Genomic DNA, 18,154 nt, shown 5'->3' with positions numbered 1-18,154 from the left:
TGTCATTTCGACGAAGGAGAAATCACACAAGAAATTCCGTATTTAAAATTGTCAATCTTTGTCGTCTTACGCGTTTGATTTCTCCCTTTGGTCGAAATGACAAGATTAATAAAACCTTTGTCCCTTTGCCCCTCTGAACCTTTGAACCTCCTTTAATCAATTATCTTTACAGGTTCTAAATCCTTCTCTTCTTCCTCAGTGAAAATTCTATATTCTATTTGAAAAGTCTTTTTTAAAGGCGTTTCGAGAGAAAAACCTCCTACTCCAAAAGCGTCAATTACAGTTAAAGTAAAATGAGCATGTTTCCAATATTCATATAAATCTTTATCTACCCAAAATTCAGTATCTTCAATAGTTCCAATGCAAACATCGCCCATTCTTTGGTAATAACCGCCTTTTTCAAAACATTGTGGCTGGGTTCCTTCGCAACAACCTCCGGCTTGATAAAACATTAAATCACCATGTTTTTCCTTTAAAACCTTTATTAATTCAATAGCTTTTTCTGTTGCATCAATTCTTCTTATCATGACTTACATTTTAAATTAAACTTATAAAAAAAGGTAAGTCAAAAACTTACCTTTTTAAATCAACAAAAAACCAACTAAAAGAAACCTAGTTTCTTTTTATCGTAAGAAATCAACATGTTTTTGGTCTGACGGTATTGTCCCAACATCATTTTGTGGTTTTCACGACCAATTCCAGATTGTTTATAACCTCCAAATGGTGCTCCGGCAGGATAAGAATGGTATTGATTAATCCAGACACGACCTGACTGAATAGCTCTTGGCACCTGATAAATTTCATGTGCATCGCGTGTCCAGACACCGGCCCCCAAACCGTACATTGTGTCATTCGCAATTTCAATAGCTTCTTCAGTCGTTTTAAAAGTCGTAACTGCGAGAACTGGTCCAAAAATCTCTTCTTGAAAAATTCTCATTTTATTGTGTCCTTTAAACAAAGTAGGCTTAATGTAGTAACCTCCCTCGAGATCTCCACCTAAATTATTTTCATCTCCTCCAGTCAATAACTCCGCTCCTTCTTCTTTTCCCAGTTTAATATAAGACATGATTTTTTCTTTCTGAACTAATGATGTTTGTGCACCAATCATAGTCGTTTTATCCAAAGGATTTCCTTTAATAATAGCTTCAGTTCTTTCGATCACTTTTGCAATAAACTTGTCATAGATATCTTCATGAATTAACAATCTTGATGGGCAAGTACAAATTTCCCCTTGATTTAAAGCAAATAAAACGGCCCCCTCGATCGCTTTATCGAAGAAATCATCGTCATGATCTGCTACAGATGGAAAGAAAATGTTTGGTGATTTACCACCGAGTTCAAGTGTAACCGGAATAATATTCTCGGTTGCATATTGCATTACCAAACGTCCGGTTGTAGTCGAACCAGTAAAGGCTGCTTTAGAAACTTTTTTATTGGTAACCAAAGGGCGCCCAAGCTCTGCACCAAAACCGTTTACAATATTTAGAACTCCTGCCGGCAGAATATCTCCAATTAATTCCATTAAAACTAAAATAGAAATTGGTGTACTTTCGGCTGGTTTTAAAACAATTGTATTTCCTGCTGCCAATGCCGGAGCAATTTTCCAAACCGCCATTAAAATCGGGAAATTCCACGGAATAATCTGTGCAACAACACCTAATGGTTCACTTAAAGCGATTGAAACTGTTTGAGAATCAAGCTCGGAAATAGAACTTTCTTCGGCCCGAATAACTCCTGCAAAATATCTAAAGTGATCGATTGCCAGTGGAATATCTGCGGCAAGCGTTTCACGAATTGGTTTACCATTATCAATAGTTTCAACAGTGGCAATATACTCGAGATTATCTTCTATTTTTTGTGCAATTTTATTTAGTAAAATACTTCTTTCGGTAACTGATGTTTTTCCCCAAGTTTTAAATGCTTCATAGGCAGAATCAACAGCAAGTTCTAAATCTTCTTTTCCTGAATGTGCTGCTTTGGTAAATACCTTTCCGTCAATTGGAGAAATAACATCAAAGTATTCTCCTTTAATAGGTGCAGTAAATTTTCCGTTGATGTAATTATCATATTTTGCCTTAAATTCAGGTCTTTGTGCGATAGTACTCATAATGATATTTTTTTTGATTCATTTCAAATTTACCTTCATAATTTGATTCAGAATAGCACTTTTCATTCATCTAATAGCACAAAAATTACACATTCGTTTTTATAACTAACTTTTAGTATTTAATTATTAAAAAATTAGCATTAAAAAAACAAAATATTCAATACGAAACACTTTTACTTAAATTAAGAACACTCTAAAAAAACCAAATAAATTGTTTCTTACTACAACACGCAATCCTTATATTTGTAACCTTATACAAGAATAAAAAAGTTAACATGAAAATATCTTACAATTGGTTAAAACAATTTATTAAAACAGACTGGACATCTGAGCAAACTTCAGAATTACTAACAGATTTGGGTCTTGAGGTAGAAGTTGTCGAAAAATACCAGTCGATAAAAGGCGGTTTACAAGGAGTTGTTGTTGGACACGTACTTACGTGTGAAAAACACCCAGATGCAGACCGACTAAACGTTACAACTGTAAATATTGGGTTAGAGTCTCCTATACAAATTGTTTGTGGCGCTGCTAACGTTGCTGCCGGCCAAAAAGTTCCTGTTGCTACTATTGGAACTGTTTTGTATGATAAAGATGGTGTAGAATTTACGATAAAAAAAGGAAAAATTCGCGGACAGGAAAGTCACGGAATGATTTGTGCCGAAGACGAATTGGGCTTAGGTACTGGCCATGATGGAATTATGGTTCTGGATGAGAAATTGGTTCCAGGAACTGCTGCTTCAGAAGTTTTTCAGGTTGTTAATGATGAAGTTTTCGAGATTGGATTAACGCCTAACCGTGCTGATGCGATGAGTCATCTGGGAACTGCTCGTGATTTAAGAGCGGGAATGTTACAACGTGGTGTAAATGTCGAATTGATTACGCCGTCTGTGAGTAACTTTAGAGTTGACATGCGTACATTAAAAATTGACGTAAATGTCGAAGAACCACTTTTAGCACCTAGATATTGTGGTGTAACCATTTCTGGAATCTCAGTTAAAGAATCTCCTTCATGGTTGCAAGATCGTTTAAAAGCTATTGGATTAACTCCAAAAAATAATATAGTCGATGTTACTAATTATGTTTTACATGAACTAGGACAGCCTTTACATGCATTTGATGCTTCAAAAATTAACGGAAAAGTAATTGTAAAAACACTTCCTGAGGGAACAAAATTCGTCACGCTTGATGATGTTGAAAGAACATTGCATAAAGAAGATTTAATGATTTGCGACGAAAAAGGCCCACTTTGTATTGCGGGAGTTTTTGGAGGAAAAAAATCTGGTGTAACCGAAGGTACAACAACAATTTTCTTAGAAAGTGCTTATTTTGATGCCGTTAGTGTTCGTAAAACTGCTAAAAGACATCAATTAAATACAGATGCTTCTTTTAGATTTGAAAGAGGAATTGACCCTACAATTACTGAATACGCTTTAAAACGTGCTGCCTTATTAATTCAGGAAGTAGCGGGCGGAAAAATCACATCTGATGTTGTTGAAGTTTATCCTAAAAAAGTAGAAGATTTCTCTGTTTTATTAAACTTTAGCCATGTTTCTAAAATCATTGGACAAGAAATTCCGAAAGACACGATTAAAAAAATCTTGGTTTCTTTAGATATCAAAGTAAACAGTGTTTCTGATTCTGGTTTAGGATTAACCATTCCCGCTTATCGTGTTGATGTACAACGCGAAATTGATGTAATCGAAGAGATTTTGAGAGTTTACGGATACAACAACATTAATTTTTCTAAAAAATTCAATGCAACAGTTTCTAATTCGCCAAGAACAGAAGATTATAAAGTACAAAACGTTATTGCATCTCAATTAAACTCGCAAGGTTTTCATGAAATGATGGCGAACTCTTTAACAACTGCTTCTTACGCAAAATTATCGGCAGTTTTAAAAGAAGAACACAATGTAACGATATTAAATCCGTTGAGTAGTGATTTATCTACAATGCGTCAATCATTGTTGTTTTCTGGTTTAGAAGCAATTTCATATAACATCAACAGAAAAAATTCTGATTTAAAATTATTTGAATACGGAAAATCATATCATAAATATCTTAACGGATACGAAGAGCATAAACACCTGACTTTATTAATTTCTGGAAACAGAAACAAAGAAAGCTGGACAAACCCACAAAAAACAACTGATTTCTTTTTATTGAAAGGATATGTAAAAGGTATTTTGGCACGTTTAGGAATTGATAAAATTTCGAATGCACCTGTTCAATCTGATATTTTCTCTGAAGGAACTGCTATTACTTACAACAACGATGTTTTGGTAGAAATGGGTGTGGTAAAAAAATCAATACTTAAAACTTTCGGAATTAAACAAGATGTTTATTTTGCAGATTTTAACTGGGATTTAGTTCTAAAAATCATTACCGGAAAAATTAAGTATACAGAGATTCCAAAATATCCTGAAGTACGTAGAGATTTGGCTTTATTAATTGATAAAGACACTACTTATGAAAGTATTTTTAATCTTGCTAAGCAAACCGAAAAATCACTTTTAAAAGATATTAACTTGTTTGATGTTTATGAAGGAGAAAAGCTTCCTGAAGGCAAAAAATCGTATGCATTGAGCTTTACCATTCAAGATAATACAAAAACGCTTACAGACGCTCAAATTGACAAAATCATGTCTAAGTTGCAACAAACTTTTGAAACTGAACTTGGAGCTACTTTAAGATAAAGAACAGTTTTTGTTTTATAATACAAAATCCCAATTCTAAAAATATTAGAATTGGGATTTTTTTATTACTTCGAATATTCTGCTCTTAATAAGTCAAAGCGGCAAAAATTGGGTTTTCTTTTATTTTTTCTCTTCCGTTTAAAAAAGTCAGCTCCATTAGGAAATTACATTGCACAATTTCGCCTCCTAACTTCTCTACTAATTCACAAACTGCTTTTGCGGTTCCTCCTGTCGCCAAAACATCGTCGTGAACTAAAACCTTATCTCCTTTCTTTATCGCGTCGATATGCATCTCTAAACTATCCGTACCATATTCTAACTCATATGTAGCCGATATTTTGTCGTACGGCAGCTTATTTGGCTTCCTTACGGGTACAAAACCTGCGTTTAACTCCTGAGCAAGTAAAATCCCGAAGAAAAAACCACGACTCTCTGCTCCTACGACTTTATCGATTTTTTGTCCTTTTAAAGAATTTACTAAAACTGATAAGCATTCTTTCCTCGCTTTTGGGTCATTTAGCAGCGGAGTGATATCTTTAAACAAAATTTCTTTTTTGGGAAAACCCTGAATATCACGTATATAATTTTCAATCTTCATTTTTTTTAAATTTTATGTTATTTTCCTCTTGTTTATCTCACATTTATGTCTATCTTTGCACCCGCAATAAGCAATCAACAAAGCTACAAAAAAATAGCCAAATTGATAACAAAAAAGGCCTCGTGGCGCAACTGAATAGCGCACTTGATTACGGCTCAAGAGGTTACTGGTTTGAATCCAGTCGAGGTCACTACTCGGGACAAAAGAAAAATATCATCTTTTGTCCCGTTTTTTTTTGCCCGTAACCTATTGTTTACCAGATAAATAGAGTTGATGATTTCGTTCACTCGGGCGGTGCGGATTTTGTTTTCTGAAAATGTAAAATTTTCGGGAAAAATTAAACCAATTATTTCCCTAGAATCAGCTAAAGCCCCACCATCAAAGGCTTCACCAAGCTTTAAAAGGTTTTCCAGTCCTGTGTTCGTTAGATACTCTATATTCTCTCTATCGTCATCTACATTTCCAATCTCTTTCTCTAACTTGCTGATAACAGCATTGTATTCAATTTTCATAAGATGATAATCCTCAGCATCTATTTTCTCGGTGACTAATAAATTTCTGGCAACGGTCAATTTCTTTTCATAAACTGTAATTTGTTCAAGGGATTTCTTTTTTTCATTAATAATTAACCCAGTATGCTCCCTGTAGCCTTCAAGCAGAACTGCTGAATATAGTTTCTTCACTTCCGGTAAAGGTTTAAATTTATTTAAATGCAACTTAAATGTTTTATTCGCTATCTCAGAGTTTATTCTCCATTTACAAACTTTATCACAGTGGTAATAGTAATAATATTTATTTCTTCCTTTGCATTTGCTTCCTGTTAACTTCTGTCCGCAATTAGGACAAATAAAAAACCCTCTCAAAGGAAAATTTTCTATTGTTTTAATTTTCGGTCTATATGTCCGTGATTTACTATCAAGGACATCCTGTACCTGGTAAAACAATCCTTCACTAATAATTGCATCATGCTGGCCATTGACTAATCTCGCCTCTTCATCTCGATACTGAGGAACAACTATCTTTCCGCAATAAAGAGGATTTCTTATAATAAGCCACAAGTTATTCTTAGAGATACCAAAGCCTTTCTCTTTGGCCATTTGGTAAATAGATTCAGTACTAAAAATATTTTTTGCAATCTGTTCAAACACCCATATAACTTTTACGGCTTTCTCAGGCACAATGGCAATATATTTTTTTCCATCTTCTGTAACTCTATTGGCATAGCCATAAGGAGCCATACCCATATGCCTTCCCTCCTTCTTACCCCTCCTAAGCCCCTGAAAGGTATTCAATGCCCTTCGGTCGTTTTCAACCTCGGGTGCGGCCAGGTAAAATGCAAGCATCATTTTGTTTTCCGGAACACTAAGATCAAGTGGCTGTTCTATTGCCTGAGGCTCAATACCTAATTTTCTTAATACATTGATCATTTGGTAAGCATCACCCGCATTACGGCTGAACCTGTCCCACTTCATAAAAAGAACCAAACTAATTTTATTTTTATTTTTTTTTACTTCATCAAGAAATTTTTTCCATTGAGGCCTGTTAAAAGTCTTTGCTGAATGATCTTCATAAATTACATTACGTATCTGTATTTGCTTTATACTGCAATATTTTCTTAGCATTTCCTCCTGATTCCGTTGGGAGAATCCTTTTTCTGCCTGCTCGTCAGTACTCACTCTAATATATGGCATTATAAGCCCCGAAAAGCGTACCTTTGGTCGTGTCCATCTGCTGTGATTCACTTGCCATGGCATAGGCAAAAGCATCATCTACCGTATTTTTAAACACGGTGGAAACTTCATCCTCAGCCCCTTTTTTAATTAAAGCGAGTGTTTCGGTATTCGGGCATAATGCCAATTGAATCAGTTTTTTAACTTCCCTGTCTGTTACCTTAACTTGAGCCCATTCATTAAAAATCCCTTCCAATTGGTTGCTCAATTTGTCCGCCAGTCCCATGACTTTATGGGCATCATCAAGGCGCTGTTTTGCCCCCGAGGTATGGCGGATGCGCACCACGTTGCTCATCGAGCGAAGCGAAGCGTTAAGCGTGTTTTGGCATACGATACGGATAGGCGTAAAAGCCGCCGTGATGCTTCCGCTTCCGTCATGGGATGTGGTCAGGAAAATATACTTTTCGGTTACATCGTCCCCTTTGCCCACACGGATATAATCAGGGAGTTTTGCCGTGATAAAAATGCGCTCTCCCTGCCCGAGCGCCCCTGCCGTTTCGTACAAGATGCCGTCACCGCCCCCGACAATGGCATCAAAGAAGCTGAACGCCTCACGGTTCTGCACGATTTGATAATCTTTCCCTACTACACCCAAAACGGCATTGCTGTCGGTGCGGATGGTGGCAAAACAGTCAGGTACTGCCAGTTCAGTACTGCCCATTTCAATACCGCCCGCAGTTTGGATAATGCCCGATGCTTTTGTGTATAAAGGGCTTTTAGCCACCTCGTAATCAAGCCCTGCATGTCTGATGGCTTCTGAGCTTGTCGGGTATTGCTCCACTACCTGCCCGAGCCCGTGCCATGCTTTTTCCTTTACGCTGAAAAAAGAATACTTTCCTGTCTCGCTGTTGTAATTGATATTATGTGCCATGATATTTGATTTTTAAAGTTTGAAAATAAAATTGTTTAGAACCCTTATTGCCTGCTCAAAACGGGATGTCGTCCTCAGGCTCTTTTATGGTAGCTTTTTTGCTTCCCTGTTCCGCATTCTGCCCAGTTTTCACTTCCTGCCCGCTTTCGGATTTCTTCCCTCCCCCGTGCAGTTTGATATTCGAGGTATTGAAGTTCAGCCCCGCGCGCGGTTCCCCGTCATTTCCTGTCCACGCCCTTGCGCTTACCATCCCAGTGAGCTCCACCACCGTGCCTTTGGTCAGCCACTCGGCAACCCTCGGGCTTACCCAGTAGGCGCAATCAAAAAATGTAGTCTGCTCCACCTTGTCGCCTTTTTTGTTTTTGTAGCTCTCATTGATGGCTACTGAAAAATTTACTACCTGTCTGCTGTCTGACAATGTGCTTACTTTCGCATCTTTTGTCAATCTTCCTGTGATGTTCATGATTTCTAGTTTTTAAAATTTTTACTTTCTTTTTCCCGCCCCGCTTTTTTACTTTTTACTTTTTTCTACTTTTCTTTTCTTTTCTTTTCTTTTCTTTTTGAAATTTTATTCGGCAATGAGAGCAGGCGCTGTTTTGTTTCATCATGGCGTTTTCAATATTTCAATTCTCATTTCTGACATTTTTTTTTTATTCGTCTAAAGAGCCGCAGTATGCTATGTTTTGTTTCATGAGCATAAAAAGGTGAGTGTCCGGCAAAAGCAAGGCTCTGGCAAAAAATACAACCCGGATGGGTGGAGATTTTTTGGCAAGACCTGAAAGGCCCGGCCTTGCTTTTGCTCAAGGACACGGACTACCTTTGCTCCTGAAATAAAACAAAAGCATACAGGGTCTTTGATAAAAAACAAAATGGGAAGCAATTGGGGTAAGATGGATAAATAGCAGTCAGGAAGAAAAGCAAACAGCTCTGGGGTGAATTCTATTAAAGGCAACACAAGTGTGGACGCAACCAAATAGAATTACAATAAAAAAACTTTAATGCTTATAGGCAATTATCTGATTTCAATTATACTAAAAACAGTGACAGAACTAAAATAACTGATTCATCGCTATTGCTACATCCCTAAAAGATTAGTTTATTATTCATATATTCGCTAGATTATAATTGCACAAAGCCAGCTAAAAAAAAATCGTATTGATCTCATTTTATGGCTGGTATAAATTAGTTACTAGCAATTTCTCGAACTCATAATAAATAAGACGAATGGCTGAAAATGAAAGCTACATAAGATGGCAAAATATTAGAATTACACAATTAGGATTTGCCAATAATCTTTTGATTCTTTTAAATGTAGCGCTATTAGGATTTTATTCGAAATTTTTAAGTGATTGCGAGATCTTAAACAATTATCAGAAGTTCTTTATTTGCGCATCCTTTTTATTAATTATTGTTTCTACAGGTTTGGGAATATTTGTAATGCTTAATAGATTGGAAGACTTTAAGCTTACGGCTCAGATTGCTCGTAAAAGGGAAACTAATCAAAGAAATGGAATTGAAAATGATCGTGAAGAAGCAAAAATACTTGGGGAAAGAACTTATAACTATTTTATTTGGCAAGCTGTGACTTTTTTATGTGCTTTTATTACTGGATTGATAGTTATTGTAATTGAATTTAATGATAAATTATTTTAAAAATGACAGCAGAAAATTTGAACTCCGCTATTCAAACTTGTAATGACGGATTACTGGAATTCAACAATGGAATTGTTAGATCCTTTTTATATGGAAAGAATTGGTATCCTTTGCGAGCAACTGTGAATAGGGCAAGATTTGAAGCTGGAGAAGACGAAGTAACAACTGATAGAGGTTTAGTTGAGCTAGTCTACTTATTACCATATATAAAAGTGGAAGACAAAGAATTTAATAACAGTTTTCCGATTGAAATTAATGACTAAGATAAATTTCGCGAGATAAGTTATTTGTCAGAAATGATAACAAAGATGACAAGTTAATAATTCAACAGCTAGTAATAGATGCTACAACGGATTTGAGCAATAGGCTTAATGAAAGTTGGTTTTGTATTTGGGATGATTTGCCAAATTCGAAGAATGACCTTAATTTAACGTAAGACCCTATTTAACAATACATTAACTACCATTTATTATAAAACATCGTAAAACATGAAAAAAACTTTACTCCTTATTTTATTAATTTCTTCAATAGCGTATTGTCAAAAAAACAAACCACAAATTGAATCTATAGAAGAAATTAGCAATTATTATAGTGAAACAGAAACTACATCTTATAAATTTGAAAACGGTAAATTAGTCTCAAAAAATGTCGAGAAAAAATTGCCAACCTATTTTTCATATAATCAAAAAGGGTTGTTAGAAAAAGAATCGAATACATACAATGATGGTGATATTCAGGATGTTTATTACACGTATAATGACAATGGTTATTTAATAGGAATTATAAGAACGGGGAAAAAAAATGGTGCATCAAATTTTAAACCTTGGGGTAAAACAGTAATTACTTATAATATTAAAGATGCTAATCATTATATAGTGGAGAGCTCTTCTGGAAATATTGATTTTTCTGGCAACATTGACAATAGTAAATATGTCCAAAAAAACACTTTTGAAATGAAAGGTAATATCTTAAAAAAAACTACCAACGAAGGAAGCTATAAATACATCATGCAAAATGGAAACATGATTAATATAGAACAAGAAAGCCCTTCTAAATTTAATCACTCTGTCGATTATAAATTTGACAACAGCGAAAGTGTAAACAAAATTATCGCTTATAATATGTTTGGTGACAAATATTTCATTACCTCATTAGTATGTCAGCCTCCGTTATTTGATTTTTATACCGATTTTGTAAATGAAAATAATAGTATTGAAAGCAAAAACGCTAAAATAAATGAATATTTGAGGGATAGTGAAAACACAAGCTTCATAGTTTATAATGAACAAAAATTGCCTACAGAAATAAAAACGGAAAACAATCATAAGCAGAAAAAATTAATCAAAATAAAATACCATTAATAAAATAGACGATCTTTCTTCTGTTTAAATTAACACTATATTGTAAATTGTTCGATAAGAGTCAAAAAAAAATCCCATTTCTTACGAAATGGGATTTTTTATACTTAATTGTTCGTGTTTGAGCTTTCAGTAATCTTGTAAAATTCTTGAAAATTACCAATGAATATTTAAGATTTTTGAGAAAGTTCTTAAAATACAAGGAGATTATATCTACTAAAAATTACACTTAGAGAAACAGATTTCTGTCAGCGTCCCAATTCTTCTCCAAAGCTTCAAAATATTCTATTTTCACACCATCAATTTTTTCATAGATCTCCCTGCTTACTTTATCCGAAAAGGTATTTAATTCTGAAAAATTAGCCGTTAAAACCATTCTTCCACATCCAAACAAAACAGAAGTAATACCAAGCAGTATATCTGCATCTCCACAATCACTTACAAGCATCAATAAAGCTGATGCCGATAATAAAATCACAACCCAGTTTAGATTCCTAAAACGGCTCCAGTCTATCATTCCGTATTGCACCAGCGAACCTGCCAATATGAGATTAAAGAAACCAGCTATAAAAAAGTAAGATAACAGAACTTCATTTACATTTACAATATTTACAAGGTCAAATAAAATTAATACTCCAGTAATTATTGTAAAAATTCCAGATTGTATAAACAATCCCCATGCTTCTAATTTTCTTTTATTGGCAAGCGAGAAAAAAATCTCGCAGCCACCATTTATAATCAGTAAAAAAGCAGAGAGCCCAATGATGTAAAACTCTATAGCATGCGTAATTAATAAAGAGATGCACCATGTAATGTTAAATAGCAAACCGCTGACGAAAAATATTGAATTAAACCGAAGCTTTTCAATCATAAATTTAGGAATACTTTGAACCTTACTTTTTTTTATCGCTTTAAGTTTCATTTAATGATTTATTTAAAATTTAATATATTATTTTTTACTTGCAAATTTAGCTTTTTGAATGAGAACACTAAAAATAATATGTCGTATAAACAGATCTTACAGTCGTTTTTTAAATCAAAAAAAATCTGCATCAAAAGAAGCAGATTTTTATAGTTTGAAGAAATTAATATTAGTTATTGGTCACAGAGAGCTTAACTTCAATGTTGGATCTTGTAGCATTTGAATAAGGACAAATTTGATGCGCTTTTTCAGTTAATTCCTGAGCTTCTTCAATAGAAACTCCTGGAATATTCACATCGAGTTCTGCTGCAAGACCAAAACCACCATCTTCATTCTGCCCGATGCTTACTTTTGCAGCTACTGAAGTTTCACCGGCTTTAATTTTAGATTTACTGATAATCAAATTCAGTGCACTGTCAAAACACGCTGCATATCCTGCTGCGAAAAGCATTTCCGGATTGGTAAAATCATCATTAGCTCCGCCTAAAGCTTTCGGCATTCTTACCTCAAGGTTCAAAATTCCGTTTTCGCTTTTAACCTGTCCGTTTCTTCCGCCTTTTGCAGTAACACTTGTTGTATATAATGTTTTCATTTTATTTTTGAATTTTATTTAAAATTTTCTCAACAGTTTCCTTTAGTTCTAATAAATCTTCTGTTGTTAAATTTAGTTTTTTCTGCATTTTTGAAGGAATTTCACACGCTTTCTGCTGCAAATTTCTTCCCTTATCAGCTAAAAAAACTTCAACTACTCTTTCATCTTCTTTTTTTCTTTTTCTGATGATAAAACCCTTAATTTCAAGTCTTTTCAGTAGCGGTGTTAATGTACCGCTGTCGAGAAACAGTTTTTCGCCAACTTGATTTACAGTCATTCCATCTTTCTCCCAAAGCACCATCATCACAAGATACTGCGGGTAGGTAATATCAAGTTCATCAAGAAATGGGCGGTACAAACCGATAACTTCCTTTGAAATAACGTAAAGCGGAAAACAAAGCTGGTTTCCCAATTGGAGCGAATGGTTATCTTTCATAATCTAATGGAAAAAAATAAAGTAAAAATTATTTTCTGATGATAAATTCCTCCATAGGAATTCTTACTTTCTTCATTTGAGATAGCCAGTCCTTTTCTGTATCTCTATAACCAAGATATAAAAGTGTAACGCTTTTCAACCCTAATTCCTTGAGATTCAAAATCTCATCTACGACTTCATTGCTAAAACCTTCAGCCGGAGTAGAATCAATTTTGAGTTCGGCCGCCTGTGCCATTGCCAAACCTAATGCAATATAAGTTTGTCTTGCTGTGTGTGCAAAATGCTGCTCAGGAGTTTGAGCTCCGTAGATTTGCTTAATCTGATCTGTGTAACTACCAAAACGACCTCTTGGTAATTCTCTTACGTCAGTATGATGATCATAAACTTTATCGATTTTCTCATTAGAGTAACTGTCCCACGCTGCAAAAACCAGTACATGAGAACAATCTCTCATAACTTCAGGATTTAATGCACCTTTTACCATCTTCTCTTTTAATTCCTGATTTTCAACAACAATCACACGAAAAGGCTGTAAACCTGATGAAGTTGGAGCTAATCTAGCCGCTTCTAAAATTTTATCTAAATCTTCTTCTGATACTTTTTTTGTTGAGTCATATGCTTTTACGGCATGTCTCCAGTTTAAATCTTCTATTAATGACATTTCTTCTTATTTTATAAATTAAAAAACTAATTCTTAGATCTTTTTAAATAAAGATAACAGTGCAAATGTATAAAATAATTAAATTGCGCACAATTTAATTGCTGGAAATATATTTTCTTTTAACAATCCTTTACCATATATACAAACCGCTATGGAGTCAAAATGTAAAATAATTGTCTTATTATTTTACTTGATAAATTTCCCAATGAACTTTAAAGATACATTAATAACTAATTTATAATGAATCGATTACACCTTATAAAAAATAAACCAATTATCAGTAATTTCAGATTTAAAAAGTATAGAGCTATACCCTTTCTATTTTACAAATAAAACAACAGGCCTCTGAATTTCTTGCATGAAGATATTCGACATCACATTTTGTTTCAAAGATTTCAGCAATTAATAAATCGATATCATCATTACCCACTAATTTAGTAAAAATCATTTTTTGTTCTTTGCTATAGCCAATTAGCGATAAAGGGAAGTTTTCTTTATCTGCTTTGATTTCTGCGGGAAAATTGTAAATATCCGAATATTGCTCTACTTCGTTTTTATGAATAAATATTGGTCCGGATTGATTAAAAGCATTGCGCTCTGAAAAAGGACTATAAGCAAAAACCAAGCGAATATCCTGATTAACATTAAATGGTTTCAATGAAACTCGACACGGTCCTTTTCCTGTTGCTAATTGCTCGTAAACTTGATTACCAAAATTATCACTTTTTGTTTCCCGAATTTGTCTTGCAAACTCTTTAGACAACGGAACAATTTTAAAATTTTTCATGTTTTTTATATTTTAAATCAAAACAAATTTATATTCTGGTTCTCTTATTAAAAATCCGTTTCTTGCTCAATTAAAAACCCCAACCAAAAGAAAATTTTCTTGCTGGAGCAGAAAGATGTAATTGAAGACAAACTCTTGAAACAAATTTCGGCAGTATTAAAAATTCCTGTGGAAGCTTTTCAGAATTTTGATGAGGAACAAGCGATAAGTATTATTTCTAATACTTTTACAAGTAATGATACATCAACATTAAATGCAGTTAACCCACATTGTACATTTAATCCAATTGACAAAATTGTTCAATTATATGATGAAAAAATTGCTTTGTACGAGCGTATATTGAAAGAGAAAGATGAAATGATGGTGAGGCTTGAAAAATTGATCAATAAATAATTATTTGTATAGATATATTAAAACAAAATAGAGACTTTCGAGTCTCTATTTTGTTTTATAACATTATTTTCGGGTGCGAAGTCAGAAGATATTCAAAGCTTTTCATTAGAACTCTTTGGAGATCTGAGGTAAGATTTTTTACTAGATCGTAATCATGATTTTCCATTCCCTTCCAATATTTTTTCAGTTCGATAATTTGCATTTCCATCATCGTTTTATAAATTCAATACTTTATAGGAAATCTGACAAAGTATTATTTATTGTCAAATTCTCTACGGTTGTAAAAGGAATCATCGTCACTGTAATATGCAGAATCAGGATTATTTTGAGGATAGTAAGAATTCATTACCTTTCTTTCATATTCCCTGTCAAAATTCTGCTGTCTATCATATCTGTTAGTGTTTCTAAAGGTATCATATCCTAAAGTGTTCGCCATAACAGTTTTGGTGTCTTTATTTATACTTACCGATCCTATTGGTATAATAATATGACTGGCTCCTTCTTTATAAATAAACTCTTTACCATTGTCATTTGCTATAACATCTCTAACTTCGTTACGGCTATCCTCTAACAATCGTTTATCTAGTTTAACATCAAGATAAATAACACGTTGCATGTCTTTATTCACCCATAAATTATCAATTTCGCCTATAGTTTGATTATCAGAATCAACTATTTTCCATCCTCTTACATCGGAATAATTTGATGCTATTTTATAATCAGATAGTTCGTCTAACCTGTATAAATTTTTATGTTTATTTTCCATAATTTCTTGTTTTAATTGTATGCATTCATATTCACTTTTCGGCTGGGTTTAACTTTCGTAATTCCCATTCATTGTGTTCTATTTTGCACTTGTAGTATTTTCGATTTCTACATTGCTTTCGGTATGAGTTTCATGGTCCACAAAATAGATGTAATATATAAGTCCTCCGATAACCAGTAATAACGCAATCCACGGCCATACTGGTTTTTTCTTCTCAATTTTAATTTCTGCCATAACTTAATATTTTTTGATTTTATAATAGTTTTAATAACAATATTAAAGGTACAAATGAGGAGAGACTACGAAGTATTTAATTTCAGCAGGATGTTACAAAATTCCCAGTAGATTTGTTTCCTAAAAAACACTACAACCTGACTATAAGATACTTGTTATGTTTTTAATGATAATATCTTCGAGATAATTGTTTTTTAAGAATGATGTAAAAGCAAAGTCGCTAAAATGCAATGAATAATCTTTTAGCATAAAAAATGTAGTGAAAAGAGAAGCTTTCTAATTCTAATACACAACTTGAACAGAACAAATATATCCTAAGTCGAAAGGCTTTTAATCACTGATATAAAGAATTTTATTTAAGTAACATCCTCTCAGTAATTAATTTATTTGAAGAAGCATCAATTCCAGTAACTTCGGCATATTTTACATTTGGCAGCCAAAAAGAACCTCCTTCAATGCGTACAAATATTTTTTCTACTTGTATTCTTTTCTGATTTACACTTACAAAAACATGGTATTTTTGATCGGAATCTATCTTTTTTAAGGTTAAGGGCAATTTTTTATACGATACAAATTGAAGTTCAAATTCCTCATTATTTACCGTTTTGCTTTCTATTCCGTAGGCAAATTTGCGTTGCATATAATTAAAATCCTTCTTCTCTCCTTTCTCGGCATATCGAATCCAATACGCTTTTATAGGATTGCTTTTGTCTATTTTTCCATTTTCCTGATAGTTTATGGCATAAATAGCAGTATTTGTATTTGGGTCTCGCTGAATATAAAATAGCATATTATCTATATTTTTTGGCGTAGGAAAATTTAATGGCGACGGATTTTTAGATTGTGCCAATAGATTTCCAGAAACTATAGTTACTAAGATCGTTGTAACGATTAGTGATTTTGTGAAATATTTTAATGATAATTTGTTCATAACCGAAATATTTATATGAAGTGTTGTGCATTATTTTAACACATAGTCCCGAAGCCTCGGGATAGATGCAGAACGCTTAAAAAAGGCGTTTCACTTGTTTAAAACAAACATAGCTATGTGTAAAGAAACTAGTTTCTTTTTTTATATTCTTTTTACACATCTAAAATCTATCCCGAGGCTTCGGGACTATGTGTTTAATTACTTTTTTTGATTTACAACCAAAAGATTAGTTTGATTCGGTTACATTTTGTTTTTCGTTTGTTTTAAAAACCCAATATTTAATAAGTGGATAATTAAACCCATAAGAAACAAAACTATCCGTGATTAATCTTCCGATTCTGTAATCTATTTGAAATACTTTTTGCAAAATAAGCGTACCAAATGATTTTAAGGAAATACTTCCTAATACAACCAACGCAAACTTAAAAAGCTGACTATTGATGCGGCTGCTATAACCCGATTGATTTTTAAATACCCAAAATCTATTGATGCTAAAATTGACAATTGCGCCAACGCTTCCAGAGATTAGAATAGAAAAAGTAAAATGCAATTGAAAGACTTCTGTTAGTAAAATCATTAAAGCATAATCGGTAATGCCGCCCACAAATGCTGCAACTTGTGCTTGTAGAAAAGTATAAATAGACTTTTTCCTGAACATTTCAGTCTTGGTTTTTATCTTTCAAATCGCCCTGCTTCAAAAGTTTGAAGCTATCTATGGTATTGATTATAAATAGAACAATAGTGATTAAGCCTGCTAAATAGGTTATTGATCCCTGAAATAAAACTTCCAGAATTAAAATTAAAGCAATAATAAATCGAAGTTCTGTTGGGCCAACAAAGCCGGAATCTATACTGTATTCATTTGTAATTTTGTAGCGCAACTGGCTAATGATGATAGACCAGCCATACAAGGCTACAAAAGCAAAGGCTACTATTTGTGTGCCATTTTTAGCATAAATGTAGTAGCCAAAACCTATTAGTACAATACCAATCCAATCGGCAATAATATCGAGTGCAAAACCATACCAGCGACGCGGAATATTTCTATAGTAGGCTAATCTTCCATCAAGAGAATCGCCTAACCAATTTATAACCAAACCAATAATTCCCAAAAGCAAATACCAATTTGTTACATAAGTTCCTAAAACAAAAGCGAGAAAAACCAATCCCGAACCAAGCGTACCTATTAAGGTGAGTAAGTTTGGCGAAATGAAATTTGGCACCTTTGGGAGCAAAAATACAATCGTAATCTGTTCTGCCTCTTTTAAAATATTAGTACGCTTACGGTCTGAAAATGTTCTTTGTGCAATTGCGCTATACGCTTCAAGCTGTGTTTCCTTTCCCATTATTAGCCCAATATTTGTAAGCCAGATAGTATAGCCAATTCTAATTTTGCAGTTTTTAGTTTTATTTTTCTAT

Annotated in this window: 19 protein-coding genes, 1 tRNA gene and 2 pseudogenes; 6 read left to right on the top strand and 16 right to left on the bottom strand. The window is 33.6% G+C overall.

What is annotated here, in order from left to right; genetic code table 11:
• Window positions 1-152: 152 nt before the first annotated feature.
• Both IW18_RS16645 and IW18_RS16640 read right to left on the bottom strand, forming a co-directional pair.
• The gene (locus tag IW18_RS16645; RefSeq protein WP_041519001.1) at window positions 153-527 is read right to left on the bottom strand and encodes a DUF779 domain-containing protein; all 375 of its coding nucleotides are present in this window, start codon (window positions 525-527) and stop codon (window positions 153-155) included.
• A 74-nt stretch (window positions 528-601) separates the two neighbouring features.
• Window positions 602-2,107 (bottom strand): aldehyde dehydrogenase family protein, encoded by a 1,506-nt coding sequence (locus IW18_RS16640; RefSeq protein ID WP_041519000.1) that lies wholly within the window; start codon window positions 2,105-2,107, stop codon window positions 602-604.
• 275 nt (window positions 2,108-2,382) lie between these two features.
• Between IW18_RS16640 and pheT the strand changes: the two genes are divergently transcribed.
• Window positions 2,383-4,803, top strand: coding sequence for a phenylalanine--tRNA ligase subunit beta (gene pheT / locus IW18_RS16635; protein ID WP_041518999.1), 2,421 nt, complete (start codon window positions 2,383-2,385; stop codon window positions 4,801-4,803).
• Between the two features lie 85 nt (window positions 4,804-4,888).
• Here pheT and IW18_RS16630 read toward each other — a convergent pair whose 3' ends face one another.
• On the bottom strand, window positions 4,889-5,401 hold the full coding sequence (locus IW18_RS16630; RefSeq protein WP_041518998.1) for an adenine phosphoribosyltransferase: 513 nt from the start codon (window positions 5,399-5,401) through the stop codon (window positions 4,889-4,891).
• Between the two features lie 116 nt (window positions 5,402-5,517).
• Between IW18_RS16630 and IW18_RS16625 the strand changes: the two genes are divergently transcribed.
• Window positions 5,518-5,591: transfer RNA gene (locus IW18_RS16625), tRNA-Arg, on the top strand.
• On the opposite strand, the gene IW18_RS22980 is transcribed toward IW18_RS16625, so the two are convergent.
• The 3 genes and pseudogenes from IW18_RS22980 to IW18_RS16615 form a co-directional block, all read right to left on the bottom strand.
• Entirely contained in the window at window positions 5,557-7,170 is a 1,614-nt protein-coding gene (locus IW18_RS22980; RefSeq protein ID WP_240475572.1) for a recombinase family protein, read from the bottom strand. The two genes, IW18_RS16625 and IW18_RS22980, sit on opposite strands and share 35 nt — an antisense overlap.
• Window positions 7,085-8,002 (bottom strand): annotated as a pseudogene (locus IW18_RS16620) (DUF932 domain-containing protein); the annotation flags it as partial. The pseudogene IW18_RS16620 and the gene IW18_RS22980, both read right to left, overlap by 86 nt.
• A 55-nt stretch (window positions 8,003-8,057) precedes the next feature.
• Window positions 8,058-8,465: a single-stranded DNA-binding protein gene (locus tag IW18_RS16615; RefSeq protein ID WP_041518996.1), complete on the bottom strand. Its 408-nt coding sequence runs from the start codon at window positions 8,463-8,465 to the stop codon at window positions 8,058-8,060.
• Between the two features lie 761 nt (window positions 8,466-9,226).
• Between IW18_RS16615 and IW18_RS16610 the strand changes: the two genes are divergently transcribed.
• The 3 genes from IW18_RS16610 (at window position 9,227) to IW18_RS16600 (ending at window position 11,016) form a co-directional block, all read left to right on the top strand.
• A complete protein-coding gene (locus IW18_RS16610; protein WP_041518995.1) occupies window positions 9,227-9,655 on the top strand; it encodes a hypothetical protein in 429 nt (142 codons plus the stop codon).
• Window positions 9,656-9,657: 2 nt separating this feature from the next.
• Window positions 9,658-9,918: a hypothetical protein gene (locus IW18_RS16605; protein WP_041518994.1), complete on the top strand. Its 261-nt coding sequence runs from the start codon at window positions 9,658-9,660 to the stop codon at window positions 9,916-9,918.
• 225 nt (window positions 9,919-10,143) lie between these two features.
• Complete coding sequence (locus tag IW18_RS16600; RefSeq protein ID WP_041518993.1) at window positions 10,144-11,016, top strand: hypothetical protein; 873 nt, start codon at window positions 10,144-10,146, stop codon at window positions 11,014-11,016.
• Between the two features lie 226 nt (window positions 11,017-11,242).
• Here the strand turns inward: IW18_RS16600 and IW18_RS16595 are convergent, their stop codons facing one another.
• The 5 genes from IW18_RS16595 to IW18_RS16575 all read right to left on the bottom strand — a co-directional run bounded on the left by IW18_RS16595 (window position 11,243) and on the right by IW18_RS16575 (window position 14,411).
• Window positions 11,243-11,935, bottom strand: coding sequence for a hypothetical protein (locus tag IW18_RS16595; RefSeq protein ID WP_041518992.1), 693 nt, complete (start codon window positions 11,933-11,935; stop codon window positions 11,243-11,245).
• 169 nt (window positions 11,936-12,104) lie between these two features.
• On the bottom strand, window positions 12,105-12,527 hold the full coding sequence (locus IW18_RS16590; protein ID WP_041518991.1) for an organic hydroperoxide resistance protein: 423 nt from the start codon (window positions 12,525-12,527) through the stop codon (window positions 12,105-12,107).
• Window position 12,528: 1 nt separating this feature from the next.
• A complete protein-coding gene (locus IW18_RS16585; protein WP_041518990.1) occupies window positions 12,529-12,963 on the bottom strand; it encodes a MarR family winged helix-turn-helix transcriptional regulator in 435 nt (144 codons plus the stop codon).
• A gap of 28 nt (window positions 12,964-12,991) precedes the next feature.
• Window positions 12,992-13,624 (bottom strand): NAD(P)H-dependent oxidoreductase, encoded by a 633-nt coding sequence (locus IW18_RS16580; RefSeq protein WP_041518989.1) that lies wholly within the window; start codon window positions 13,622-13,624, stop codon window positions 12,992-12,994.
• 307 nt (window positions 13,625-13,931) lie between these two features.
• Window positions 13,932-14,411 carry a DUF1203 domain-containing protein gene (locus IW18_RS16575; protein WP_041518988.1) on the bottom strand — a complete coding sequence of 160 codons (480 nt, stop codon included), beginning with the start codon at window positions 14,409-14,411 and terminating at the stop codon, window positions 13,932-13,934.
• An 81-nt stretch (window positions 14,412-14,492) separates the two neighbouring features.
• Between IW18_RS16575 and IW18_RS16570 the strand changes: the two are divergent.
• Window positions 14,493-14,804: pseudogene (locus tag IW18_RS16570) on the top strand (XRE family transcriptional regulator); the annotation flags it as partial.
• A 253-nt stretch (window positions 14,805-15,057) separates the two neighbouring features.
• Here the strand turns inward: IW18_RS16570 and IW18_RS16565 are convergent.
• The 5 genes from IW18_RS16565 to IW18_RS16550 all read right to left on the bottom strand — a co-directional run bounded on the left by IW18_RS16565 (window position 15,058) and on the right by IW18_RS16550 (window position 18,081).
• Complete coding sequence (locus IW18_RS16565; protein WP_041518987.1) at window positions 15,058-15,570, bottom strand: PRC-barrel domain-containing protein; 513 nt, start codon at window positions 15,568-15,570, stop codon at window positions 15,058-15,060.
• Between the two features lie 78 nt (window positions 15,571-15,648).
• The gene (locus tag IW18_RS23220; protein WP_165587338.1) at window positions 15,649-15,804 is read right to left on the bottom strand and encodes a hypothetical protein; all 156 of its coding nucleotides are present in this window, start codon (window positions 15,802-15,804) and stop codon (window positions 15,649-15,651) included.
• A gap of 352 nt (window positions 15,805-16,156) precedes the next feature.
• Window positions 16,157-16,735 (bottom strand): DUF4833 domain-containing protein, encoded by a 579-nt coding sequence (locus tag IW18_RS16560; RefSeq protein ID WP_041518986.1) that lies wholly within the window; start codon window positions 16,733-16,735, stop codon window positions 16,157-16,159.
• A gap of 226 nt (window positions 16,736-16,961) precedes the next feature.
• The gene (locus IW18_RS16555; RefSeq protein ID WP_041518985.1) at window positions 16,962-17,393 is read right to left on the bottom strand and encodes a GtrA family protein; all 432 of its coding nucleotides are present in this window, start codon (window positions 17,391-17,393) and stop codon (window positions 16,962-16,964) included.
• Window position 17,394: 1 nt separating this feature from the next.
• Window positions 17,395-18,081, bottom strand: coding sequence for a CDP-alcohol phosphatidyltransferase family protein (locus IW18_RS16550; RefSeq protein ID WP_052480199.1), 687 nt, complete (start codon window positions 18,079-18,081; stop codon window positions 17,395-17,397).
• Between the last annotated feature and the right edge of the window lie 73 nt (window positions 18,082-18,154).

Origin of the sequence: Flavobacterium hibernum (assembly GCF_000832125.1) — a bacterium.
GTDB lineage: Bacteria > Bacteroidota > Bacteroidia > Flavobacteriales > Flavobacteriaceae > Flavobacterium > Flavobacterium hibernum.
The sequence above is the reverse complement of the archived record's forward strand: the minus strand, read 5'-3'. Positions and strand labels throughout refer to the sequence as shown.